General features: G+C 63.3%; 26 protein-coding genes. 16 read left to right on the forward strand and 10 right to left on the reverse strand.

Annotated elements, in window-relative coordinates; genetic code table 11:
- Nucleotides 1-113: 113 nt before the first annotated feature.
- Both FQV27_RS06595 and FQV27_RS06600 read right to left on the reverse strand, forming a co-directional pair.
- Entirely contained in the window at nucleotides 114-1,226 is a 1,113-nt protein-coding gene (locus FQV27_RS06595; RefSeq protein ID WP_147097075.1) for a site-specific DNA-methyltransferase, read from the reverse strand.
- A gap of 89 nt (nucleotides 1,227-1,315) precedes the next feature.
- Entirely contained in the window at nucleotides 1,316-1,963 is a 648-nt protein-coding gene (locus FQV27_RS06600) for a ribonuclease HII (protein WP_147097076.1), read from the reverse strand.
- A gap of 244 nt (nucleotides 1,964-2,207) precedes the next feature.
- Between FQV27_RS06600 and FQV27_RS06605 the strand changes: the two genes are divergently transcribed.
- From FQV27_RS06605 to FQV27_RS06615, 3 genes are read left to right on the forward strand one after another with little or no spacing between them, the layout of a single operon-like run.
- A complete protein-coding gene (locus FQV27_RS06605; protein WP_147097077.1) occupies nucleotides 2,208-2,960 on the forward strand; it encodes a GntR family transcriptional regulator in 753 nt (250 codons plus the stop codon).
- 53 nt (nucleotides 2,961-3,013) lie between these two features.
- Nucleotides 3,014-4,468: a L,D-transpeptidase family protein gene (locus tag FQV27_RS06610; protein ID WP_147097078.1), complete on the forward strand. Its 1,455-nt coding sequence runs from the start codon at nucleotides 3,014-3,016 to the stop codon at nucleotides 4,466-4,468.
- Nucleotides 4,440-5,339: an extensin-like domain-containing protein gene (locus tag FQV27_RS06615; RefSeq protein WP_147097079.1), complete on the forward strand. Its 900-nt coding sequence runs from the start codon at nucleotides 4,440-4,442 to the stop codon at nucleotides 5,337-5,339. The genes FQV27_RS06610 and FQV27_RS06615 overlap by 29 nt, the downstream gene beginning before the upstream one ends.
- A 42-nt stretch (nucleotides 5,340-5,381) precedes the next feature.
- On the opposite strand, the gene FQV27_RS06620 is transcribed toward FQV27_RS06615, so the two are convergent.
- Nucleotides 5,382-6,110: a Crp/Fnr family transcriptional regulator gene (locus FQV27_RS06620; protein ID WP_147097080.1), complete on the reverse strand. Its 729-nt coding sequence runs from the start codon at nucleotides 6,108-6,110 to the stop codon at nucleotides 5,382-5,384.
- Nucleotides 6,111-6,213: 103 nt separating this feature from the next.
- Nucleotides 6,214-7,542: a FliI/YscN family ATPase gene (locus tag FQV27_RS06625; protein WP_186827239.1), complete on the reverse strand. Its 1,329-nt coding sequence runs from the start codon at nucleotides 7,540-7,542 to the stop codon at nucleotides 6,214-6,216.
- 102 nt (nucleotides 7,543-7,644) lie between these two features.
- Here FQV27_RS06625 and FQV27_RS06630 point away from each other — a divergent pair, with 102 nt between their 5' ends.
- The 10 genes from FQV27_RS06630 to FQV27_RS06675 all read left to right on the forward strand — a co-directional run bounded on the left by FQV27_RS06630 (nucleotide 7,645) and on the right by FQV27_RS06675 (nucleotide 13,308).
- A complete protein-coding gene (locus FQV27_RS06630; RefSeq protein ID WP_342779876.1) occupies nucleotides 7,645-8,025 on the forward strand; it encodes a FlgB family protein in 381 nt (126 codons plus the stop codon).
- Between the two features lie 3 nt (nucleotides 8,026-8,028).
- Nucleotides 8,029-8,421 carry a flagellar basal body rod protein FlgC gene (flgC, locus tag FQV27_RS06635; RefSeq protein WP_147097082.1) on the forward strand — a complete coding sequence of 131 codons (393 nt, stop codon included), beginning with the start codon at nucleotides 8,029-8,031 and terminating at the stop codon, nucleotides 8,419-8,421.
- 11 nt (nucleotides 8,422-8,432) lie between these two features.
- Nucleotides 8,433-8,711, forward strand: coding sequence for a flagellar hook-basal body complex protein FliE (fliE, locus tag FQV27_RS06640; RefSeq protein ID WP_147097083.1), 279 nt, complete (start codon nucleotides 8,433-8,435; stop codon nucleotides 8,709-8,711).
- Between the two features lies 1 nt (nucleotide 8,712).
- A complete protein-coding gene (locus FQV27_RS06645; protein ID WP_147097084.1) occupies nucleotides 8,713-8,979 on the forward strand; it encodes a flagellar biosynthetic protein FliQ in 267 nt (88 codons plus the stop codon).
- A gap of 2 nt (nucleotides 8,980-8,981) precedes the next feature.
- The gene (locus tag FQV27_RS06650; protein ID WP_147097085.1) at nucleotides 8,982-9,701 is read left to right on the forward strand and encodes a flagellar hook-basal body complex protein; all 720 of its coding nucleotides are present in this window, start codon (nucleotides 8,982-8,984) and stop codon (nucleotides 9,699-9,701) included.
- A gap of 11 nt (nucleotides 9,702-9,712) precedes the next feature.
- Nucleotides 9,713-10,498 (forward strand): flagellar basal-body rod protein FlgG, encoded by a 786-nt coding sequence (gene flgG / locus FQV27_RS06655; protein ID WP_147097086.1) that lies wholly within the window; start codon nucleotides 9,713-9,715, stop codon nucleotides 10,496-10,498.
- The gene (gene flgA / locus FQV27_RS06660) at nucleotides 10,498-10,935 is read left to right on the forward strand and encodes a flagellar basal body P-ring formation chaperone FlgA (protein WP_147097087.1); all 438 of its coding nucleotides are present in this window, start codon (nucleotides 10,498-10,500) and stop codon (nucleotides 10,933-10,935) included. The genes flgG and flgA overlap by 1 nt, the downstream gene beginning before the upstream one ends.
- Nucleotides 10,932-11,666, forward strand: a complete 735-nt coding sequence (gene flgH, locus FQV27_RS06665; protein WP_147097088.1) for a flagellar basal body L-ring protein FlgH — start codon at nucleotides 10,932-10,934, stop codon at nucleotides 11,664-11,666. Before flgA ends, flgH begins: the two co-directional genes overlap by 4 nt.
- A gap of 9 nt (nucleotides 11,667-11,675) precedes the next feature.
- The gene (locus FQV27_RS06670; protein ID WP_147097089.1) at nucleotides 11,676-12,224 is read left to right on the forward strand and encodes a hypothetical protein; all 549 of its coding nucleotides are present in this window, start codon (nucleotides 11,676-11,678) and stop codon (nucleotides 12,222-12,224) included.
- Between the two features lie 148 nt (nucleotides 12,225-12,372).
- The gene (locus FQV27_RS06675) at nucleotides 12,373-13,308 is read left to right on the forward strand and encodes a glycosyltransferase (protein ID WP_186827240.1); all 936 of its coding nucleotides are present in this window, start codon (nucleotides 12,373-12,375) and stop codon (nucleotides 13,306-13,308) included.
- 82 nt (nucleotides 13,309-13,390) lie between these two features.
- On the opposite strand, the gene FQV27_RS06680 is transcribed toward FQV27_RS06675, so the two are convergent.
- Entirely contained in the window at nucleotides 13,391-13,630 is a 240-nt protein-coding gene (locus FQV27_RS06680; protein WP_147097091.1) for a hypothetical protein, read from the reverse strand.
- Here FQV27_RS06680 and rpe point away from each other — a divergent pair.
- Nucleotides 13,629-14,336, forward strand: coding sequence for a ribulose-phosphate 3-epimerase (rpe, locus tag FQV27_RS06685; RefSeq protein WP_147097092.1), 708 nt, complete (start codon nucleotides 13,629-13,631; stop codon nucleotides 14,334-14,336). The genes FQV27_RS06680 and rpe overlap by 2 nt on opposite strands.
- Nucleotides 14,333-14,974 carry a phosphoglycolate phosphatase gene (gene gph / locus FQV27_RS06690; protein ID WP_147097093.1) on the forward strand — a complete coding sequence of 214 codons (642 nt, stop codon included), beginning with the start codon at nucleotides 14,333-14,335 and terminating at the stop codon, nucleotides 14,972-14,974. Before rpe ends, gph begins: the two co-directional genes overlap by 4 nt.
- Nucleotide 14,975: 1 nt before the next feature.
- Here gph and rfbA read toward each other — a convergent pair whose 3' ends face one another.
- Genes rfbA through rfbC form a run of 4 tightly spaced genes read right to left on the reverse strand, consistent with a single transcriptional unit; the run spans nucleotide 14,976 to nucleotide 18,307 of the window.
- On the reverse strand, nucleotides 14,976-15,848 hold the full coding sequence (rfbA, locus tag FQV27_RS06695) for a glucose-1-phosphate thymidylyltransferase RfbA (protein ID WP_147097094.1): 873 nt from the start codon (nucleotides 15,846-15,848) through the stop codon (nucleotides 14,976-14,978).
- On the reverse strand, nucleotides 15,845-16,696 hold the full coding sequence (gene rfbD / locus FQV27_RS06700) for a dTDP-4-dehydrorhamnose reductase (protein ID WP_147097095.1): 852 nt from the start codon (nucleotides 16,694-16,696) through the stop codon (nucleotides 15,845-15,847). The genes rfbA and rfbD overlap by 4 nt, the downstream gene beginning before the upstream one ends.
- A gap of 15 nt (nucleotides 16,697-16,711) precedes the next feature.
- Nucleotides 16,712-17,749 carry a dTDP-glucose 4,6-dehydratase gene (rfbB, locus tag FQV27_RS06705; protein ID WP_147097096.1) on the reverse strand — a complete coding sequence of 346 codons (1,038 nt, stop codon included), beginning with the start codon at nucleotides 17,747-17,749 and terminating at the stop codon, nucleotides 16,712-16,714.
- A 3-nt stretch (nucleotides 17,750-17,752) separates the two neighbouring features.
- Nucleotides 17,753-18,307 (reverse strand): dTDP-4-dehydrorhamnose 3,5-epimerase, encoded by a 555-nt coding sequence (gene rfbC, locus FQV27_RS06710; protein WP_147097097.1) that lies wholly within the window; start codon nucleotides 18,305-18,307, stop codon nucleotides 17,753-17,755.
- 240 nt (nucleotides 18,308-18,547) lie between these two features.
- Between rfbC and FQV27_RS19255 the strand changes: the two genes are divergently transcribed.
- Nucleotides 18,548-21,583 (forward strand): calcium-binding protein, encoded by a 3,036-nt coding sequence (locus tag FQV27_RS19255; protein ID WP_147097098.1) that lies wholly within the window; start codon nucleotides 18,548-18,550, stop codon nucleotides 21,581-21,583.
- A 97-nt stretch (nucleotides 21,584-21,680) separates the two neighbouring features.
- Here the strand turns inward: FQV27_RS19255 and dalA are convergent, their stop codons facing one another.
- A complete protein-coding gene (gene dalA / locus FQV27_RS06720) occupies nucleotides 21,681-22,193 on the reverse strand; it encodes a divisome-associated lipoprotein DalA (protein WP_147097099.1) in 513 nt (170 codons plus the stop codon).
- Nucleotides 22,194-22,320: the final 127 nt, after the last annotated feature.

Here is a 22,320-nt window from a genome sequence, read left to right on the forward strand (position 1 = left end):
CGGGATCGGCGCGCGACCGTTGCGAAAAAGCCCCGCCATCATGGGATGGCGGGGCAAGTTTGTCCGAGCCGAACGAGCGAGGCTGTCGGACATGGCGAAACTGTAATGGTGGATCAGTTGGGGCGTTCGTCCATCTCGTCGCGGATCTGCTGGCGCAGCGCGTCGATCGGGATCATCTTGCCCTCGCGCTTGAAGTGCCAGTAGGTCCAGCCGTTGCAGGACGGCGCGCCTTCCAGCTTGGCCCCGACCTGATGGATCGAGCCTTTCACGTCGCCGCCCGACAGGCTGCCATCGGCGCGAACCTTGGCCTTGTGGCGGTTGCCGATGGAATAAAGCTCTTCTCCGGGGCGCAGCATGCCGCGTTCGACGACCTGCCCGAAGGGCACGCGCGGCTCGGCGCGCTTGCCGGTCGAGGTGGCAAGGGCTTCGGCATGCAGGCGGCGGATGCGGTTCATCCGCTTGGTGGCGGCGTCGCGATAGCCGCTTTCGCGTTCGATCCCGATAAACTCGCGGCCCAGCATCTTGGCGACCGCGCCGGTGGTGCCGGTGCCGAAGAACGGGTCAAGCACGACATCGCCGGGATTGGTGGTGCCGATCAGCACGCGGTGCAGCAATGCCTCGGGCTTTTGGGTGGGGTGGGCCTTGTCGCCTTTATCGTCCTTCAGACGCTCGCCACCATTGCAGATCGGCAGCACCCAGTCGGAGCGCATCTGCACGCCTTCATTCAGCGATTTCAGCGCCTCGTAATTGAAGGTGTATTTCGCGCTTTCCGATTTCGAACACCAGATCAGCGTTTCATGCGCGTTCGTCAGGCGCTTGCCGCGAAAGTTCGGCATCGGGTTCGATTTGCGCCAGATCACGTCATTCAGGATCCAGAAGCCCTGATTTTGCAGCTCGGCCCCGACGCGGAAGATATTGTGATAGCTGCCGATGACCCAAAGCGCGCCGTTCGGCTTCAGCAGGCGACGCGCGGCGGCGAGCCATTCGCGGGTGAACTGGTCATAAGAGGCAAAGCTGGAAAACTGGTCCCAGTGATCGTCCACCGCATCGACGCGGGAATTGTCGGGCCGGTGAAGGTCGCCGCGCAACTGAAGATTGTATGGCGGGTCCGCAAAGATCAGGTCCACGCTGGCCTCTGGCAGCGCGTTCATGACCTCGATGCAATCGCCTTCGAGGATCTGGTTCAGCGGTAACTGGCGCGCGGACGCGTCTTTCTTGGGTGTCATCTCTGCCTCTCGATCCGCCGGATTTTCCCGGTCTGGTATATGCAGGATGATGAGTCACCGGTGATTCGTCGTCAATTTATTTATTTGAATCAATCAGTTGTGTTTGTGACTTTACACAAGATATTGTGGACAGGTGCGAAAGAACGCCGATGATATGGGGTCGGACCCAATTCGTTGAGCGCCCGCCTGTGATCGGCGGTGGGGTATCCGGCATTGCGCTCCCACCCGTAGCCGGGAAACTGTTGCGCCAAATCCACCATGACGCGATCACGCGCCGTCTTGGCAAGGATCGACGCCGCCGCAATTGAAAGCGACAGGGCGTCGCCCTTCACAATGGCGCGTCCTTTCATGGGCAGTTCCTGCGGCAGAAGGTTGCCGTCGATCAGCACCATATCCGGGGGCTGGGCCAATTGCGCCAGCGCGCGACACATCGCCGCATGCGAGGCGCGCAGGATGTTCAGGCGGTCGATCTCCTCTACCCAGACATGGACGACGGCCCAATCGCATTTGGCGCGGATTTCCGCCTCGGCGGCGGCGCGCGCCCTGGGGCCGAGCTTCTTTGAATCGTTCAGACCGGATGGCTGGTTTTTCACATCAATAACAACGGCCGCCGCTGTGACGGGGCCGGCGAGAGGACCGCGCCCGGCCTCGTCCACGCCCGCGACGCGACGCGCGCCGGCCGCGAATTCAGCGGTCTCATGCGCAAAATCGGGGAGGAGGCTAGACGATTTGGACAACTGATCTATTTCCTGATATGCCTGTTGAAACTGGACCGTTAAGTTCAGAAGCGCGTGAGCATGGGCTTGTTATTGTATGGAACACCACCCAAATGTCCTGACTTGACGAATGTTGGCCGTCATCGCGCCGGAAATACATCTCACGATTGAGTGAGAGAGTTCGATTCTTCTGGCTATATGGACAGCTTTACTTACCTAATTTTTGTTTTCTATCTCTGCCTAAACCAAGGGGTCTTTTTACACCATGCTGGTCGCAAAAGGTGAAACAACATTGGCAGAAGGATGCCTGCGGCCTGCGGGTCGTCCGGCGCTGAACACCTGGCAGGCGGTTCAAACCGAAGTGCTGCGCCGCATCCGCAGCGGAGAATGGATCGCGGGCCAGCTTATCCCGACCGAGCATCAGCTTGCCGCCGAGATGGGCTGCGCCCGCGCCACGATCAACCGCGCAATGTGCCAGCTTGCACGCGACGGGATCGTGCAGCGCCGCCGCCGGGTCGGGACGCGCGTTTCGGATACGCGCGTGCCGGAAGCAGGCGCCGAAGCGGTGCCGATCCGCACCGAGGTCGAGGCGACGGGCGCGAGCTATGGCTATCATCTGGCCGGACATGACATCGTTCCTGCGCCGGGCGAAATCGCCGCGATCATGCATATCCCCGATGCCGAGAACCTGCTTCGTTACCGCGCCCTTATCACGGCCGACGACCAGGCCTATTGCGTCGAGGTCGGCTATCTTGCGCGTCAGGGCGCGGCGGGGCTTACCGAGGACATGCTGGGCGAGGCCGAGCCGCTGGAATGGATGCGCCAGCGGGTCGAACATCTGTCCGGGCGGATCGAGATTCACGCCACCCGCCTGACTGGCGAATGCGCGGCCGATCTTGGTGCGGAAAAGGGGTTGCCCGTTCTGACGCTGGACCGCACCTTGTGGTGTGACGGCAGTCCGCTGTCGCATTCGCGCCGCGTCTATCCGCCGGGCCACCGCGTCAGTTTCGCGCGTTGATCTGGTCCTTCGAAGCGGCTAACCGGATGAACCGTTCGAAGCAGGAGTAACCAATGACCGCCCCCTCGCGCCTTGCCGCCCTCGCGGCGCTTTTGCTGATTCAGCCTGCTTTGGCCTTCGCCGCGCCGGTCACGCCCGAAGCGATCGAGAGCGCAACCTATGGCGGTGGGCCGTTGCCGCCCGGCCAGTCGGCGCTGACCGCGAAGGCGCAGGTGATGCTTGACCGGGCCGGCACATCGCCGGGTGTCATAGATGGAATCAATGGCGGGATGAGCCGCAGTGCCATTGCCGCGTTCGAACGCCGCAGCGGGCTGCCTGCCGATGGCCAGATGGACCCCGCGGTCTGGGCGGCGCTTCTGCCTTTCGCCGGCGGTGCGATGATCACGGATTACACCATCACCGATGCCGATGTGTCGGAACTGACCCAGCATATCCCGAACGACTATCTGGAAAAGGCGAACATGACCTCGCTCGGCTATACCAGCGTCGCCGAAAAGCTGGGCGAGCGTTTTCACATGGACGAAAAGTTCATCGGCGTGCTGAACCCGGGTGTCGCGCTGACGGCCGGCACGACAATCAAGGTGATTGCGCCGTCGAAGCCGCTGCGCGCGAAGGTCGCGCGCATCTTCATCGAGAAGGCGACAAACCGCGTCGCGGCCTATGATGCCGAGGGGCATATGGTGGTGAATTATCCCGCCACGATCGGGTCCGCCGAAACGCCCTCGCCCAGTGGCACGCACACGGTCCGCGCTGTGGCGATGAACCCGGAATATACGTATAATCCCTCGATCAACTTTACCCAGGGCGAGAACAAGTCGGTGCTGACATTGCCGCCGGGGCCGAACGGCCCGGTCGGCACGGTCTGGATCGCGCTGACCAAGCCGACTTACGGGCTGCATGGAACGCCGACGCCGTCGCGCCTGTTCGTCAACGAATCGCATGGTTGTGTGCGTCTGACCAACTGGGACGCAGAAGAACTGGCCCATATGGTGCAGCCCGGTGTCACCTCGGTCGAGTTTCTGGAAAAGGGGACGACGATCGCCGACATCATGGGCGAGGCAAGCGGCGTGTCGAAATCGGTGCAGGCGGCGGCAAGCTCGGCAGCTTCTGTGGCCACGCAGGGCGGCGCAGGGGTGGCGGTTCTGGCATCCTCGCGCGCGCCGGCGCCGCGCCCGGCTGATCTGGTCGCGGGCGGCGCGGTGACGCAGCCGGCGACGGTGACGCCCGCGGCAACCCCGGCGGTCACGACATCGGCCAGCCCCGCCGCGCCGTCGGCGGCGACCAGCAGCGGCGCGCTGATCCCGCCTGCCGCGCCGGCTGCGACAACAGCGCCGACGGTCGTGCCACCTGCGCCGACGGTCCCGGCAGACGGATCAGCCACAGACCCGCTTTCGGCTGCGGTCGAGGCCGCGACGACGGGCGCGGATGTGGTTGTCACCGAACCGTCGGCGACAACACCGCTGCTGCCGGTTCCGACCGATGGGGCTGCCGCAACAGCGGGCAACTGACCCCGTGGTCCGCCTTGTGACAGCAGCGTTTTTCGCGGCATTCGCCGTGGGCTCGCTTGCTGCGGGCGCGCAGCAGGTCGCGCAGCCGCTGGGGTTCGGTGCAGAGATAACATCACCGGGCGAGACAGAGGCCGAGGCCCTGTTGGGGGACGCCACGCGTCCGCCCGCGCGTCCGGTGGGTGCCGATGGACCCCAACCACAGCGCCCACAGGCGACACCGGCAGCGCCCGCCGATCCAGCGCTTAAGACAGAACCCGCCGCGCCAGCAGCCGTGCCCGCCGCACCGGCCTGGCAGCAGGCAGCCGAAAACATCTTCAGCTATCGCCTTTGCCTTCTGAACCTGGACATGATGCAGGTTCGCTATGAGGAGGTTCAGCCGATCACCTCGGCAGAGGATCGCGATTGCGGCATCGCCCGCCCGCTGCGCGTGACGCAGTTGCAGCCCGGCGTCGAGATCCCCGGCGGGGCGGAGATGCGCTGCGATACCGCTCGTCGCCTTGCCTTGTGGATGCGGAACGAGGCCCAGCCTGCGGCGGTTCTGCTGCCGGGAAGTCCGCGGATCACCGCGCTGCTGCCCGGATCGACCTATCAGTGCCGCGCACGAATCGGCGGGGCATCGGACAGGCTGTCGGAACATGCGCTGGGAAATGCGTTCGACATTGCTGCGCTGCGCTTTTCGGACGGACAGGAAATACCGGTCGAGCCGCGCGATGACAGTGGCCAGCTTGAAGAGGCATTTCAGAAGGCGATACGTTATGGTGCCTGCCTTTATTTCACCACGGTTCTCGGACCGGGGTCGAACGCGGCGCACGACAACCACCTGCATTTCGACATTGCCGCGCGCAAGGGCGGCTGGCGGCTTTGCGAATAGACGGGGTCGCATCGCGATCTGCCAGCGCGGCGGATCAGCGGATCAGCGGCGAAGCTTTTCCATATCCAGATAATCCGGACTGAAGCGCGCGAGCGCCGCCAATCCGTCCCAGTTCAGAATGTCGATCTCTGTGCCTGACCAGCGGATCAGACCGCGCTCGCGAAGGTCGCGGACGGCGCGGTTGATATGGATCGGCGAATAGCCAAGGATGCTGGCCAGATCGCGCTGAAGAAGCGGCAGGGTGAAGTGATAGTCGCTGGCCGCCCCGACAGCGGCAAGACGGGTGTAGAGTTCGCAGATGAGATGCGCGAGATGCGCGCTCGACCGCAGCGAGGCAGCGGCCACCAGCCATTGGCGATGGATCGCCGCATCAATGGTCGTCGACATCCATAGCAGCCGCGTCAGATGCGGCCATTCGTCTGTCAGATCGCGAAGTTGGTCGTGGCTGACGAATTCCACCTCGGTCGGGCCCATCGCGATGACGGTATGTTCAAGCCCGGCCAGCACGAAACCGTGCAGATCCACGAAGTCGCCCGGCACATGCAGGGCTGTGATGACGCGGTCATTCCCTCGGGTCAGAAGATGCACGCGTGCTGACATGCCTGCGATCATCAGGCAGCTTTCTTCGGCCACGACCTCGCGCGCGACGATCACCTCGCCGCCGCTGAACCGCACCCGCCGCGTCCTGAGCGCTTTCAGGCGCGCACGCTCGCGCTCGCTGAGCGAATCGCGCTTTTCAAGATAGCGAATGAAATAGTCTGACAGAGCCACGGCATTTCCTTGGACGGCTGGCGGAAACTGCAGGATTCGATGAAAAATCGCAATGCAGTGCTGTGATAACATTCGTTAAACGCACAGGTTCCCGATCTGTCCGTCAGATGCGCTGAGTTCCGCCCCGCGGTGCCCTGAGCGCGCTTGACAGCATCGCGAAGCTTGATGCGCAGCCATCGGGGCTGCTGAGCGCCACGAACTTGTCGAGCGCGGGGTAAAGGCGAACCGCTTCGTCAAGCGCCGGGTCCGACCCGCTGGCATAAAGCCCCGCCCGGATCATCAGTTCCGATTCCGCATAGGCACCGAGCGCAGCCCTTGCGCGCCCGATCAGCGCATTCTCGGCGTCGGTTGCCGCATGCGGCAGCGAACGCGACACGGAACGCAAGACGTCAACCGCAGGGAAGCGCCCGCGTTCGGCAATGGCGCGGTCCAGCACGACATGGCCGTCAAGAACGCCGCGCAGAATGTCGGCGACCGGCTCTTCCATGTCGGAACCGGCGACGAGCACGCTGAAGATGCCGGTTATGTCACCTTTGCCTTCCGGTCCCGGCCCGGCGCGTTCGGCCAGCGACATGATGAGATGCGATGTCGAGGGCGGAAAGCCGCGATATGACGCGCTTTCGCCCGAGGCGAGTGCGACCTCTCGATGCGCTTCGGCGAAACGGGTGATCGAATCGGCAAGCAGCAAAACATGCCGGCCCGCGTCACGGAAATGTTCCGCCACCGCCATCGCGGCCCAGGCACAGCGCCGCCGGATCAGCGGCGACTGGTCCGACGTCGCGGCCACGACGACCGCGCGCGCCATACCTTCCGCGCCAAGCACGTTCTCGACAAATTCACGCAACTCACGCCCACGCTCTCCGATCAGCGCGATGACCACGATATCGGCGTCCACACCGCGCGAAAGATTGGCGAGCAGGGTCGATTTCCCGACGCCCGATCCCGCGAAAAGTCCGATTCGCTGACCCCGGACGATGGGCAGAAGCGTGTCGAACACCGCCAGCCCCGTGTCGAGCCGCGCGCCAAGGCGCTTTCGCGTGACCGCAGCGGGCGGCGAGGCGTTGAAGCTTCGCTCTGCCCTGCCGGGCGACATCGGCCTTCCGTCCAGCGGATTGCCGAACGGGTCGATGATCCGCCCGATCCATGTGTCAGACGGCGAAAGGCGCGGCGCGAAGATCAGCTCGACCTCGGCGCCGATTGACAGTCCCTCGACCGGGGCTTCCGGCAGGATTTCGGCGTATTGGCCGCCAAGCGCCACGACCTCGCCCGCGAGACCGCTTTGCGCCGACAGAACGACGCGATCCCCGATCGAGGCATGGGTGTTCAGGCCGGCGACGCGCACGAGGCCCGCGCGAACCTCGGTGACGGAACCGAAATAGCGCGGGATGCGCAGGCGCGTGATCCCGGCTGCAATAGATTCAATTCTATCCATTTTTCTGCCTCATGCTCTGCCAGGAATTTTCCGGCTCGAAACGGTTTCTAAACCAGTTCGGGTTAAGACCGGGTTTATCGCGGCAGAGGAGAAGCCTCTTTGTTGGAAAGACTTGAAACGATCCGCATGGCGCGCGCGATGACCGCGCATGCGGCTGAACGCACGAAGATCATTGCCGGAAATGTCGCAAATGCCGACACGCCCGGCTTTCGCGCCCGCGACCTGGAACCTTTCGCCAGGGCCTATCGCGGTGGTGCCGATGCATTGCGCGCGACCCGCGCAGGGCATGTGACATCAGGTGCCGAGGGGTTCAGCGCCCGCATCACCGAAGATGAGGGCGAGCGCGCGCCCAACGGCAACTACGTCTCGCTGGAGGAGGAGATGGTCAAGACCGCCGAAGCCAAGCGCGCACATGAGCTGTCGATTGCGGTCTACAGGTCGTCTCTCAGCATGCTGCGCACCGCCATCGGGCGGAAGGGGTAAGATATGGATGCTCGGGTTTCCGCGACGACGATCGCGGCCTACGGCATGAAGGCGCAGGCCGACAGGCTGCGCCATGTGTCGGAAAACATCGCGAATGCCGATACGCCCGGCTATCGCCGCAAGCTGGTCAGCTTCGATGCGGTGATTGAAAACGCCCGCCCGACCGGCCTTGTCGAAGCGTCAGAGCCACGTCTCGACCGGACCGAACTTCCGCGAATTTACGACCCCGCGCACCCGATGGCGGACGGCCAGGGGTTCTATGACGGATCGAATGTCGATCTTGTCGTCGAAATGGCCGACGCGCGCGAGGCCACCCGCAGTTACGAGGCCAATTTGCGCGTGTTCGAGCAGTCGCGCCAGATGTCTGCCTCTCTTCTTGATCTGCTTCGCCGCTGAAAGGATTTCTCATGATTTCGCCCGCAAACGCTGCCTCGGCATATATCCGCGCGACGCAGGCCGCACCGCCGCGGCCCCTGGAAGACTCGCAGCTTGGCAAAGCGGCACAGGGGTTCGAACAGGCCATGGCATCTGCCGATCAGGCTGCAATCGGCGCGATGTCCGGCACAACCGAAACACATCAACTCGTCCAGTCCCTGACCGAGGCGGAATTCGCGCTCGATGCGGCGGTCGCCATTCGCGACAAGGTGGTCGAGGCCTATCAGGAAATCCTGCGGATGCCGGTGTGACATGGATGAAAACCTGATCTTCGATCTCGTTCGCCAGTCGCTGTGGATAGCGGTGCGAATGTCAGCACCGCTTCTGGCGGTCGCACTGATGACCGGCGTCATCATCGGACTGTTTCAGGCGCTGACATCGGTGCAGGAAATGACGCTGACCTTCGTGCCGAAGGTGGGGCTGATGCTGGCGGTTTTCTGGGTTTCGATGAGCTTCATGACGGCGATCCTGTCAGGCTTCTTCACGGATGCCGTCATTCCGCTGATCGAGGCGGGCTGAGGATGGACAATGCGATCTATGCAGGGCTGACCCGGCAATCGGGCCTGATGCGCGAAATGCGCGTCATCGCGAACAATATCGCCAATTCCGAAACAAACGGGTTCCGCCGCGAGGGGGTCATCTTCTCGGAATATCTGACCGCGACGGGTAACGGGCGCGAAGGTCTGTCGATGGCCAATGCACGCGGCAGGCTTCTGGATCTTGAACAGGCCGGCATGTCGGCGACCGGCGGCACCTACGACATGGCTATCGACGGGCAGGGCTTTTTCGCGGTCCAGACGCCGGAAGGCACGCGCATCACGCGGGCCGGCGCGTTCCTGACCTCGGCCGAGGGCGAGATCATGACCGCCGACGGCTACCGTCTGCTGGATGAAGGGCTGGCACCGATCCAGATTCCGCCGGGCGCGACCAGCGTTGCGGTCGGTGCCGATGGCACGATCTCGGTTGACGGCAACCAGATGGCCCGCGTCGGCCTGTTTGCCAATCCCGACCCCGCAGGGATGCTGCGCAGCGGCGGGACGATGTTCACGGCCGACGAAACGGCGCTGCAGCCCGCCGAGGACGCCCGCATCCAGCAGGGCTTCCTGGAAGATTCGAATGTCGATCCGATCGCCGAGGTCAGTCGCATGATCGAGGTGCAGCGCGCCTATGAGATGGGCCAGAACCTGCTTGACCGCGAGGACAAGCGCATCCGCGACGCCATCGCCGCGATGACCAGATAACGGAGTATCCGATGAAAGCCCTTCAGATCGCCGCCACCGGAATGAGCGCGCAGCAGACGCGCGTCGAGGTGATTTCGAACAACCTCGCGAACATGTCCACCACTGGCTACAACGCCCGTCGCGCGGAATTTGCTGACCTGCATTATCAGCAGGTGACGCGCCCCGGCACGATTTCGGCCGCCGACGGCACGATCATCCCCGCCGGTATCCAGCTTGGTCTTGGCGCGCGCCCCACTGCCGTGACTGTCAATATCGCGCAGGGCTCGCTGTCGTCGACCGGCGGCGATCTGGATGTGGCGATCGACGGGCACGGCTATCTGGAGGTCACGATGCCCTCGGGCATTTCGGGATATACCCGCGACGGCGCGTTGAAACGCTCGGCCGACGGGCAGATCGTGACCTCGGACGGCTATCCCGTCGCACCCGGCATCACCGTCCCGGATGATGCGCGCAGCATCGCGATCAATGCCGATGGCGAGGTCTATGCGTATTTCGACGACCGCGTCGATCCTGAACTTCTTGGCCAGTTTACGCTCAGCGGGTTCACGAATGAGAAAGGGTTGGAGGCGATAGGCTCCAACCTGTTCCTTGAAACCAACGCCTCTGGCCCGGCACTGGTCAACCTTCCCGGACAAGAGGGGTTGGGCACGATCCGGCAGGGATATCTTGAGGAAAGCTCTGTCGATCCGGTGCGCGAGATCACCGAACTCATCAAGGCGCAGCGGGGTTATGAGCTGAACGCGAAGGTCATCACCGCCGCCGATCAGATGCTTGGCGCGACGGTCCAGGTGCGCTGATGCGAGGTCTTATTGCCCTCGTCCTCGCCCTTTCCGCGCTTCCGCTTCACGGCGCCGCCGCCGTTGTCGCGACGCGCAATCTGCCGGCAGGCACGGTCATCGCGCCTGACGACCTGACCTGGGCAGAGGATGTGCCGGGCGGAATCACTGAACCCGAGCTTGCGATCGGCATGCAGACCCGAATGGCCATCTATGCCGGGCGGGCGGTTGTGCCGGGTGCATTGCGTGAACCGGTGCTGATTTCGCGAAACCAGATCGTCCGCGTCGCCTTCGACACCGGCCCGCTTCGGATCGAGGCCGAGGGCCGCACGCTGTCGGAAGGCGCTGCGGGCGACATCGTCCGGGTCATGAACCTTTCCTCTCGCAGCACGATTTCAGCACTGGTGCTGAACGACGGCAGCCTCGTCGCAACCTCAAGCAAATCGGAACAGAAATGAACATACGCTTCCTGCTGCTGTCAGCAATCACGCTGCTAACTGTTGCCGCGTGTAACCGCGCCGATCATCTTGGCCGTCCGCCGACGATGACAGAGCCGCAAAGCACGCCCGAATTCACGGCGATGACGACGCCCGAGCTGTTCCTTCCCGAAGGTCCGCAGCGCCCGGAATCGGGTGCGTCGCTGTGGGGCGGAGAGCAAAGCTCGCTGGTGCGCGACCGGCGTGCGGCGTCGCGCGGCGACATCCTGACCGTGGTTATCGAGATCGACGACAGGGCGGAAATTTCGAACAGCTCGAACCGCTCGCGTGCGGCCTCTGACCAGGCCAGCATTCCGCAATTTGCAGGGCTTCCGCAAAGCCTCGACAAAAAGATGACCGACGGGGCTTCGATGGCTGATCTGGTCGATGCTAATTCGGCCTCGGCCTACAAGGGCAGCGGCAAGGTCTCGCGCCGGGACAAGCTGACCTTGCGCGTCGCGGCCACCGTCATCAACCGGCTTCCGAACGGCACGCTGCATATTCAGGGCAGTCAGGAAGTGCGGGTGAACTTCGAAATGCGCGAACTTCTCGTCTCGGGATTCGTGCGCCCTGAGGATATTGGCCGCAATAACGAGGTCGCCTATGACCGCATTGCCGGTGCGCGCATCTCTTACGGCGGACGGGGCCAGATCATGGATGTCCAGCAGCCACGCTACGGCCAGCAGGTCGCCGACATGATCCTGCCTTACTGAGGGGATGTGATGATCAAGAAACTGCTTCCCGTTTTTCTGATCGTTCTGGCCGCCTGCGGCGGGCTGTTCGGCGGCGACGTTCTGCGGCAGAAATCCGCTGCCGAACCCGCTGCGGCTGGTGACGATGCTCACGCTGCCGCGCAGCCGGATGGCACCGCCGAGGACGCCGAGGGCCAGGTCGATGTGACCGGCGGACATGGCGGTGCGAAGCATGGCGCCGCCGAGAAGAAGGCGTCATCCTATCTTCGGTTTCCGTCGCAATTCTTTGTCCCGGTGATGCATGGCGACCGGCTGGACGGTATGATTATCCTGAGCCTGACGGTCGAAATGCCGGCGGAAGAAGAGGAAACCGTCTTTCGTCAGGAATTCCGCCTTCGTGACGCGTTTCTCCGAACGCTGCTGATCCATGCCAATACCGGCGGCTTTGACGGCAACTATACCATAGAGCCGAGGATGCGCCGGCTTCGCGAGGCACTGCTGAAAACCGCGCTGGACCATAGCGACGGCGTGGTGACAGATGTGCTGATCGAAGATATCGCGCGCCAGGATTCGGCGTGATCGCGGCCCCGGAGCGAAGCGGTCGGGCCGCCCCTCGGGGCAAAGGCGGGTTGCGCTCGCAGCCATTGCAGCTAGATGATGCGGCGCGGTCGCAACTCGCGGGCGTCCTGACCGGGGCCCCGTGCCTTGGCAGAAGCAGGGGAAGGTTTTGGCGAAGGTTCTGATAGGTCTCGGGCTTTACAACGGCGCGCAGCATCTGGCGGCGCAGCTCGACAGCATCGCGGCGCAGGACTTCATGGATTGGCGTCTGGTCGTTTCGGATGACGGGTCTGCCGATGCGGGGCCCGCGATGGTTGAACGGTTCGCGGCGCGTTATCCTGCCGGAACGGTTCGTCTGACACGCGGGCCGGCCAAGGGGGCCTCGTGCAACTTCCTGTCCATGCTGGCGCTTCCCGAGGCCGGGGAATATCTTGCCCTGGCAGATCAGGACGATGTCTGGAAGCCGGAAAAGCTTGATCGCGCATTGCAATGCCTTGAAGCGCGACCGGATGCCGGGCTGTATTCGGCACGAACCACGATCTGCGACAATGATCTGAACCCGCTCGCACCCTCACGCAGCTTTCCGGGGCCTTTCAATTTCCAAAACGCGTTGGTGCAGGCGGTGACAGCGGGGAATACCTGCGTGCTGACGCCCGCGGCAATACGGCTTGCCCGGCAGGCCGCCCCGGCTGCGATGGCGCAACGAGTCGAATCGCATGACTGGTGGCTTTATCAGTTCGTTTCAGGTGCCGGGATGGGGATCATCCGCGACGATGTCGAGGTGCTGTTCTACCGCCAGCATGACGAGAACCTGAAAGGCCGCAATGACACTTTGCCAGCCATGAGATCGCGGCTGGGCCAGCTTTTTGCCGGCAGCTATGGCGGCTGGCTGCACCGCAACGTCGATGCGCTGAGCGCGGCGTCGGACCTGCTTTTGCCCGAAAGCCAGGAAACGCTGGCGCGGTTCAGCAGGGCCTTGACGAAACCTGGGCCGCTGATGGCCATTGATCTTGCACGGCTTGGGCTGCGCAGGCAGACGCCGATGGGCACGGCGGCGCTTTATGCTGCCGCAATTGCGGGGCGATTGCGACGCAAGGAAGGGTGAGGGACGCGTATTGTGACGCCCGAAATCGTCCGTCCGGTCATAGGAAAATCCTGCAACTCCGATGCGGCTGGTCGCGCGGGCGTCATGCGCGCGTTGCCCGGCCGCGCGCATGTCCAGATAAGCTGCTTTTTTGAGGCTGCGGCGCGGGTTGCACCGCGCCGCGAAATTCGGCGATTGCATGCTGGCTGATGCCCGGCCCGCCGCCCTCGCCGCGTGCGCGGGTCGCCAAAGGACCCGGCAAGAGCGGTTGACGCAAGGCAGTTTTCGGCAATATGGCTTTTTCCATCCTGCCGCGCTTCAGACCAAACAAGGGGTTATTCATGAGCTTTGACCGCAGTATCAAGATCGCCCCGTCGATACTGTCTGCCGATTTCGCCGATTTCGGCCGCGAGATCCGTGCGATCGAGACGCAGGGCGCGGACTGGGTTCATGTCGATGTGATGGACGGGCATTTCGTGCCAAATCTGACCTTCGGTCCGCCTGCGGTGAAGGCGTTCCGGCCGCATGTGAAGGGCATCATGGATGTGCATCTGATGATCTCTCCGGTCGATCCCTATATCGATGCCTATGCCGAGGCCGGCGCCGATATGATTACCGCCCATGTCGAAGCCGGCCCGCATATCCACCGAACGCTGCAGGCGATCCGCGCGACCGGCAAGAAGGCGGGCGTGGCCCTGAACCCCGGCACGCCGGTCGAAGCTGTGGAATATGTGCTCGATCTGGCGGATATGGTTCTGGTCATGTCGGTCAATCCCGGCTTTGGCGGGCAAAAATTCATTCACAGCCAGGTCGACAAGATCGCGCGTCTGCGCGGCATGATCGGCGACCGTCCGATCCACATTCAGGTAGATGGGGGCATCGACCCGAAAACCGCTGCCGCTGTCGCGAAGGCCGGGGCCGATGTGCTGGTCGCGGGTTCTGCCGTTTTCAAGGGTGGGTCGGTCGACCGGCCTGAGGTCTATGGCGAGAATATCCGCGCCATCCGCGACGCCGCAGAGGCCGCGATTTCGCCAGCCGGTGCGGCATGATCGTTGTCTTCGACCTCGACGGCACGCTGATCGACAGCGCCCCTGACATTCACGCGACGGCGAATGCCGTGCTGACCGCCGAGGGGCTGGGCCGGTTTGATCTGGCGCGGGTGCGCAGCTTTATCGGGCACGGTGTGCCGCATCTTGTCGACAGCATGCTTGCTGCGCACGGCATTTCCGACCCGGTCCGGGCCGAGAGGATGACGGCCCACGTGATATCGCGCTATGAGGACGCGGTGCTGCTGACGCGCCCCTATCCGAATGTCACAGCGACGCTGGATATCCTGCGCGAGGCCGGGCACAGGCTGGCGGTCTGCACGAATAAGCCCGCGGCACCTGCGCGTGCGGTGCTGAGACATCTGGCGCTTGACGAGTATTTCGAACTTGTTCTGGGCGGAGACAGCGGCCTGCCGCGCAAGCCCGATCCTGCACCGCTGATCGAAGTTGTCAGACAGATGGGCGGCGGACCAGCCGTTTATGTCGGTGACAGCGAGGTGGATGCCGAAACCGCAGAAGCCGCCGGTCTGCCCCTGCTTCTGTTCACAGAAGGCTATCGAAAGGCGTCCGCAGACAGTCTGCCGCATGACGCGCTGTTTTCCGATTTTGCCGATTTGCCGGCGCTGATCGCGGCCCGCTGAGCTATTTCAGCAGCCCTGCCAGATAGCGGCCGTAATCGTTCTTTGCGAACAGCTTCGCGCGGCTTTGCAACTGTTCCGCGTCTATCCAGCCCTGCTCGAAAGCGATTTCATCCGGGCAGCCGGTCTGAAGCCCCTGCCGCTTTTCCAGCGTGCGCACGAAATTGCCAGCATCCAGCAGACTGCCATGCGTTCCGGTATCGAGCCAGGCATAGCCGCGCCCCATCCGTTCGACGGTCAGCAGCCCGTCATGCAGATAGGTTTCGAGAAGCGTGGTGATTTCAAGCTCGCCGCGCTCGGACGGCGCGACCGAGGCGGCGCGTTCCGGCGCACTACCGTCAAGGAAATAAAGACCCGTGACGGCGAAGGACGATGGCGGCACGGATGGCTTTTCGACGATGGTGCGCACGCGCCCGGTTTCATCGAAATCGACGACGCCGTAGCGCTCGGGGTCGGCCACGCGATAGCCGAACACCGTGCCGCCCAGGGAACGGCTGTCGGCCATGGACAGAAGCTGCGACAGGCCGTGGCCGAAGAAGATGTTGTCGCCCAGAACCATCGCAGAGCCCGCGCCGTTCAGGAAGTCGCGGGCCAGAAGGTAGGCCTGCGCCAGTCCATCAGGCGAGGGCTGCACGATATAGGTCAGCGACAGGCCCCACTGGCTACCATCGCCCAATAGGCGCTGGAATTGCAACTGATCGTCGGGCGTGGTGATGATTGCGATCTCGCGAATGCCTGCCAGCATCAGCACGCTGACGGGATAATAGATCATCGGCTTGTCATAGATCGGCAGCAGCTGCTTCGACACGCCCATCGTGATCGGATAAAGCCGGGTGCCGGACCCGCCGGCCAGGATGATGCCCTTGCGTTGGGTCATGCGCTAAGTTCCTTCAGAACGTCTTGCAGCGATACGCGCCAGTCGGGGCGCGCGATGCCGAAATCCTTGGTGATGGCCGTGCAGTCAAGGCGCGAATTCAGCGGCCTTTTTGCCGGCGTGGGATAGTCGCTGCTGGGGATGTCGGCGACTTCCGGCGACAGGCCCGACTGCGCAAAGATCTCGCGCGCGAAATCGGCCCAGCTGACATCCGGGCCGCCTGCGAAGTGATAGACGCCGCGCTTGGCCGGGTCGGCGGTCATGGCTTCGGCCATGCTGAGCGCCGCGCGGGCAATGTCGGCGGCGGCGGTCGGACCGCCAATCTGGTCGGCCACGATGGTCAGCCGGTCGCGTTCCGCGCCAAGGCGGCGCATGGTTTTGACGAAGTTGTTGCCATGCGCCGAAAAAACCCAGCTTGTCCGCATGATCGCGGCCTGCGCGCCGGTGGCGGCAATCGCGGTTTCGCCGTCAAGCTTGGTCTGGCCGTAAACGCCAATCGGTCCTGTGGCCGCATCCTCGGCCCGCGGCTGATCGCCCGAGCCGTCGAAAACGTAGTCGGTCGAGATATGGACGAAGGGGATGCCCAGCTTGGCGCAGGCGGCGGCCATCGCGGCAGGGGCGTCTGCGTTCACCAGCCGCGCGGTGTCCGCGTCGCTTTCGGCTTTGTCGACGGCGGTATATGCGGCGGCGTTGATGACAGCGCGAGGTTTGCGTTCGCGGATCAGGGCCGCGCAAGCAGCGGGATCGGTCAGATCAGCCTGATCGCGCCCTGCGAAATTCGCGTCGGGCGCGACGCGCGCCAGTTCCTGCGCGACCTGTCCAGTTTTCCCGAAGACCAGCAATCCGTCCATCCTGCCGTCCCTTCCTTAGCCCGTGCCCAAACGCTTGCCGACTCCGTCGCGTTCCAGAAGGGGACGCCACCAGTCTTCGTTGGCAAGGTACCATTCGACGGTGCGGCGCAAGCCTTCCTCGACCGTGACGGAAGGCCGCCAGCCCAGCTCATCCCGGATGCGGGTCGGGTCGATGGCATAGCGCCGGTCATGGCCGGGGCGGTCGGTGACGAAGGTAATCAGATCGGCATGGGGCGCGCCTTCAGGGTGCAGATCGTCCATATGGGCGCAGATGGTGCGGACGAGGTCGATATTCTTCGCCTCATTCTCGCCACCGATATTATAGCTGCGGCCAAGCTTGCCCTTTTCGAGCACGGTCAGCAGCGCGTCGGCATGGTCTTCAACATACAGCCAGTCGCGGACATTGCCGCCGTCGCCGTAAACCGGGATCGGCTGACCGGAAAGCGCCTTCAGGATCACCACGGGCACCAGTTTTTCCGGGAAATGGAACGGGCCGTAATTGTTGGAGCAGTTGGTCATCACGACCGGCAGGCCATAGGTTTCGTGCCATGCGCGAACCAGATGATCGCTGGCCGCTTTCGACGCGGAATAGGGGCTGCGCGGATCGTAGGGCGTGTCTTCGGTGAACTGGCCGTCCTCGCCCAGTGATCCGAAGACCTCATCCGTCGAGATATGGTGGAAACGGAAACCTTCCGGCCTGCCCTCGCGCGTCCAGTAGCTGCGGGCGGCTTCCAGCAGGTTGAAGGTGCCGTTGATATTGGTCTGGATGAAATCGCCCGGCCCGTCGATGGAACGATCGACATGGCTTTCGGCGGCCAGATGCATCACCGCATCGGGGCGGTGTTCGGCAAAGACGCGATCCAGCGCCTCGCGGTCGCGGATATCGACCTGTTCGAACGCATAGCCGGGCGCGTTCGACACGCTGGCGACATTGGCAAGGTTCGCGGCATAGGTCAGCATGTCGAGGTTCACGACCTGATGGCCCTCGCGGATGGCCTGACGAACGACGGCAGAGCCGATGAAGCCGGCGCCGCCGGTGATCAGGATCTTCATGGATCAGCCCTCGAAGGTGAACGGTGATTGCCAGTTGACGAAGGCGGGTGCGTCGCGGTCCTTGTCGGACAGGACAGGCGCATCGACGCCCCAGTCGATGCCAAGCGAATCCCAGCGGACGCCGCCGTCATTCGCGGCGGAATAATGCGCGGTGCATTTGTAAACGATCTCTGTATCGGGTTCGCGGGTGACGAAGCCATGCAGGAAACCGGCCGGAATCCAAAGCTGGCGGCCGTTTTCGAAGCTGAGTTCCGCGCCGAACCACTGGCCGTAGGTCGGGCTGCCAAGGCGGGCATCGACCGCGACGTCATAAAGCGCGCCGCGACCGCAGCGGACCAGCTTGCCCTGCGCCATTGGCGGCGACTGGTAATGCAGCCCACGCAGGGTGCCGACCGCGCCTGACATCGAATGGTTGTCCTGCACGAATTCCGGCAGATCGACGCCCGCTTCCTCCAGCGTCTTTCGGTTCCAGCTTTCGCTGAAGAAGCCGCGCGCATCGCCGTGACGGCGGGGCGTCAGCAACAATACGCCGGGAAGGGTGGTCTGTTCGATCTGCATGTCTTGTTCCTGCTGGCCGGGACGGTGCTGACCTGCCACAGCCCGCGCCCGCGCACAAGATGGGCTACGGGCAAAGCCGGGGACTGATGCCTTGGAACGTCGGGACGCTTCGGGAAAAGTTTAGACGCTCTTTACGCACTCTGCGCTGCAGATTCGGGCCGGTCCCGGCCTAAGAAAAGCAAATCTTAAGGGAAAGCTGGCAGCAATGGAGAGGAACGTGACCGCCAAGAGATTTCTCTTATGCTGACCTATAGAAAGGTAGCGACGCTGGTGTCGTCGAAGGCCGGATACAGCAGCAACATCACCGATATGGTGGTGGCGGATGTCGCATCGGGGCCGGTCCTTGTCAGCAGCACCGCGACCGGCAACAGCCTCAGCTATGCGCTGTCCGGCGCGGATGACCCGGCCCGTGGCCTCAGTCGCAAGGATTCCCCCGGTTACGGTCTGTTCTTCGCCACCGCCGGGATGGAGGTGATTGAGCGCGATGGCACGACGCAGATCCTTTATTCGGGTTTGCAGAACGGTCTGCACACTGCGCTGACGATGGACGGCAGCGGCAAGCTGGGCGGGTATGTCCCGTTATTCCCGCGCATGACGGATGACATCGTCTCGATGACAACGTTCGAGATTGCGGGCATCGACTACATGCTGGCCGGTTGCAACGGCAGCACGAGAATGATGCTGTTCCGGATGGAGGACGGGGCAGCTGCGGTCAAGCTTGGCGAAGTGACCCCGCCCGTCACGCAGGTCGATTACGGCGAATATACCGATATCGATGTCGTCAACCTTGACGGCGCGCGTTACGCGGTCGCGGCATCGGCGCACAGCAATTTTCTGGCGGTGTTCGCGGTTTCGCCGAACGGTCTGGCGCTGCGCGGCCATATCGACGCGAGCTATACCGTGGGGATATCTGCCCCTCGCGATGTGGAGATCGTGACAACGCTAAACGGCACGTTTCTGATCGTCAGCGGGGGGCAAAGCGATTCGCTGTCCGTCTTTCGCATGGCGCCGTCGGGGGCGATCGGTCTTACGGATCATGTCGTGGATTCCGGCAACACGCGGTTCGATGCAGCGACGGCCATGACCTCGGTCGAGCTTGACGGGCGCGCCTATATCTTCGTCGGCGGCGCGGATGACGGCGTAACGGTGCTGACCCTCGACGGGCAGGGGCGGCTGGTCGTTCTGGCCGTGATCGAAGACGACGCCCAAAGTGCGCTCGCCAATATCTCGGCAATCGAAGCGAAGGTCATCGGCGGCAAGATCGCCGTTTTCGTGACCAGTGCGACCGAGACAGGGATCACGCAGTTCTCGTTCGATCCGGGCAATATCGGGACGTCCCGCGCGGGTTCTGGCCGCGTCAGCGGAACGACGGGCGACGATATTCTCGTGGGAACGGGCGCGTCCTCGGTTCTGGTTGGCGGGGCGGGTGACGATATCCTGATCGCGCGCGAGGGGACGGTGAACCTTCAGGGAGGTCATGGCCGCGACATATTCGTGCCGTGCCACGGAACCAGGCTTGTCACCATACACGATTTTGCGCCGGGCTATGACACGCTCGATCTGTCGGAGCTGGCGTTCATCCGCAGCATTTCGCAGCTTCAGATCACACCGACTTCGACCGGGGCCGCCCTTGTCGCGGGCCCCCTTCGGATAGAGATCATCACCGCGAACGGGGTCATGCTTCGGCCGGATTTCTTCACCAATGACATGTTTCGACTGGCGCATTACGCGAATGACATCAATTACAAGAACCTTGTCGTCCCGGTCGATAATGGCTCCGGCAACGGCTCGACCCCGCCGAGCAACGGGAACGGCAACGGCCTTCCCGACCCGGCGCCGCTGCCGCCCCCGTCGGCGGGCAACCGCGTGCGCTTTGGCACCAACGGCAGTGACGTGATCCAGGTGCCCGGCGGCAACGAATACGTGCACGGGCTGTCTGGCGACGACCTCATTCTGGGAAACTGGGGCGACGACAAGCTGCATGGTGGCTGGGGAAACGACACCATTCGCGGTGCATTCGGCGATGACTACATGCTGGGCGACGGGGGCAGCGATACGATGCTGGGTCAATTGGGAAATGACCGCATGTTCGGGGATGACGGCCATGACCTGATGATTGGCGGTCTGGGTGATGACCGGCTGTTCGGGCAGGGTCACAACGACACGCTGATCGGGCAGGAAGGGGATGACGTCCTGTTCGGCGGGCCGGGTTATGACGAACTGTACGGGGGGCTTGGCAATGATCTGCTGATCGGCGGCGCGGATGCCGACAAGCTTTTCGGAGATGACGGCAATGACCGCATCATCGCGATCGGTGCCGAATCCCGTGCCTTCGGCGGGCCGGGCAATGACCAGATAGAGCTGACAGAGGGGCGGAACATCGCGCTTGGCGATGCCGGGCTCGATTCGATTTACGGCGGAAGCGGCGACGATCTCATCAATCTGGGCGAGGATGATGACGTCGGTTATGGGCGCATGGGGGTCGATACGATTGCCGGCGGACCGGGAAATGACCGCATCTATGGCGGCGTCGGGGACGATATTCTGATCGGCGATGCAGGTGACGACCGGCTTCACGGCGAACTCGGCAACGATTTTGTTACGGGGCTGGACGGGGACGACCTGATCTATGGGCAGGCCGGGTTCGACACACTTGTCGGGGGCAGTGGCAGCGACACGATGGATGGCGGCTTCGACGCAGATACATTGTGGGGCGGCGACGGCGATGACGATCTGTCGGGCGATTACGGGCCGGACGTCCTGAATGGACAGGCGGGCGATGACCGTCTGCGCGGGGGTGTCGGAAACGACATCCTGGATGGGGGCGACGGCAATGACACCATGTTCGGGGAACTGAACCACGACCACCTGACGGGCGGCGAAGGGGATGACCTGCTGCTGGGCAATGCCGGCCACGACACGCTTCTGGGCGGTCCGGGCAGCGATACGCTGATCGGCGATGCGGGCCGCGATGTTCTGTGCGGTGGCGTGGGCGCGGACATCTTCGTTTTCGCACCACCCGCCGACGGGATGACCGATGCTGCGGACATCATCACGGACTTCGAAAGCGGTGTCGATCTGATCGACCTGTCGCAGTTTTCTGCCGTGATCGACTGGATCGGATCTGACCCTTTCAGCGCAACGGGCCGCAACGAGGTGCGGCTGGTGCAGCTTTCCGACCGGGTTCAGCTTTCCGTCGATGGTGACGGGGACGGGGACGTCGATCTGCTTGTCGATATTGCGGGGACAGTCACGCCGTTCGACCTGGTGTATTGACCGGCAGACAGTGCGGTCCCCGCCCATCGGGGCGGGGGTGCCGGGTAGCTCGCAATGCGGGTCGCTTTTTGTGCTCTGCTTGCCGGGAACCAGCACTCTACTTGCCGGTGATCAGTGTCCACCAGATCTTGCGAGAAGGCTCCTGATACCAGGCAATTCCCAGATTCGTGGCGCTCGGGTCCATCACGACGTCGCGCGTGTCGCGGGTCTGCATCCAAGCTTGCAGGGTCGCAGTATCGTTCTCGTAGCTTTCGCTGATATTCTCGCCGACAAGATGGCCGGTATAGCCGGACCTGCGCGCGCGATCCAAAGGCGACGAGCCGTCAGAGCCGAAATGCCATGCGCGGTTCTGCGCGGCCATATCGCGCGAATGCGCGGCGGCTGCAGCGCTGAGTGCCGGATCAAGTGCCAGCGGCGACGCGCCCGAGCCGGCCCGCAACGTGTTGATTTCGCCAAGAACCCTGCCCGGAATCGCCGCGGCCTCGGCACCGTTGATCGTATAGGCGACCGGGATCGGCTGGCCGTCCGGCCCAAGCTCTGCACCCGGATTGCGCGGTGCGCAGGCGGTCAGCGTCAGCGCCGCCAGAGAGATGATAATAAACTGCTTCATGCTGCCCCTCGTGTTTTGGGGCGGTTTATCCAAACAGGGGCCGCCCGCAAAGAAAAGATTGCGTGATTTTCACAACATTTGCGGGCGATCTGGCAGGTTGACAACAGTTTGATTTGTCCACCGCCGG

The organism is Paracoccus aurantiacus (assembly GCF_007993065.1).
Taxonomy (GTDB): Bacteria; Pseudomonadota; Alphaproteobacteria; order Rhodobacterales; family Rhodobacteraceae; genus Paracoccus; species Paracoccus aurantiacus.

Coding starts and splice junctions, on each gene's coding strand:
- FQV27_RS06595 (WP_147097075.1), bottom strand. CDS start 1,226: ATGACACCCAAGAAAGACGCGTCCGCGCGCCAGTTACCGCTGAACCAG.
- FQV27_RS06605 (WP_147097077.1), top strand. CDS start 2,208: ATGCTGGTCGCAAAAGGTGAAACAACATTGGCAGAAGGATGCCTGCGG.
- FQV27_RS06610 (WP_147097078.1), top strand. CDS start 3,014: ATGACCGCCCCCTCGCGCCTTGCCGCCCTCGCGGCGCTTTTGCTGATT.
- FQV27_RS06615 (WP_147097079.1), top strand. CDS start 4,440: ATGGGGCTGCCGCAACAGCGGGCAACTGACCCCGTGGTCCGCCTTGTG.
- FQV27_RS06625 (WP_186827239.1), bottom strand. CDS start 7,542: ATGGATAGAATTGAATCTATTGCAGCCGGGATCACGCGCCTGCGCATC.
- flgC (WP_147097082.1), top strand. CDS start 8,029: ATGGATGCTCGGGTTTCCGCGACGACGATCGCGGCCTACGGCATGAAG.
- fliE (WP_147097083.1), top strand. CDS start 8,433: ATGATTTCGCCCGCAAACGCTGCCTCGGCATATATCCGCGCGACGCAG.
- FQV27_RS06645 (WP_147097084.1), top strand. CDS start 8,713: ATGGATGAAAACCTGATCTTCGATCTCGTTCGCCAGTCGCTGTGGATA.
- FQV27_RS06650 (WP_147097085.1), top strand. CDS start 8,982: ATGGACAATGCGATCTATGCAGGGCTGACCCGGCAATCGGGCCTGATG.
- flgG (WP_147097086.1), top strand. CDS start 9,713: ATGAAAGCCCTTCAGATCGCCGCCACCGGAATGAGCGCGCAGCAGACG.
- flgA (WP_147097087.1), top strand. CDS start 10,498: ATGCGAGGTCTTATTGCCCTCGTCCTCGCCCTTTCCGCGCTTCCGCTT.
- flgH (WP_147097088.1), top strand. CDS start 10,932: ATGAACATACGCTTCCTGCTGCTGTCAGCAATCACGCTGCTAACTGTT.
- FQV27_RS06670 (WP_147097089.1), top strand. CDS start 11,676: ATGATCAAGAAACTGCTTCCCGTTTTTCTGATCGTTCTGGCCGCCTGC.
- rpe (WP_147097092.1), top strand. CDS start 13,629: ATGAGCTTTGACCGCAGTATCAAGATCGCCCCGTCGATACTGTCTGCC.
- FQV27_RS06680 (WP_147097091.1), bottom strand. CDS start 13,630: ATGAATAACCCCTTGTTTGGTCTGAAGCGCGGCAGGATGGAAAAAGCC.
- gph (WP_147097093.1), top strand. CDS start 14,333: ATGATCGTTGTCTTCGACCTCGACGGCACGCTGATCGACAGCGCCCCT.
- rfbA (WP_147097094.1), bottom strand. CDS start 15,848: ATGACCCAACGCAAGGGCATCATCCTGGCCGGCGGGTCCGGCACCCGG.
- rfbD (WP_147097095.1), bottom strand. CDS start 16,696: ATGGACGGATTGCTGGTCTTCGGGAAAACTGGACAGGTCGCGCAGGAA.
- rfbB (WP_147097096.1), bottom strand. CDS start 17,749: ATGAAGATCCTGATCACCGGCGGCGCCGGCTTCATCGGCTCTGCCGTC.
- rfbC (WP_147097097.1), bottom strand. CDS start 18,307: ATGCAGATCGAACAGACCACCCTTCCCGGCGTATTGTTGCTGACGCCC.
- FQV27_RS19255 (WP_147097098.1), top strand. CDS start 18,548: ATGCTGACCTATAGAAAGGTAGCGACGCTGGTGTCGTCGAAGGCCGGA.
- dalA (WP_147097099.1), bottom strand. CDS start 22,193: ATGAAGCAGTTTATTATCATCTCTCTGGCGGCGCTGACGCTGACCGCC.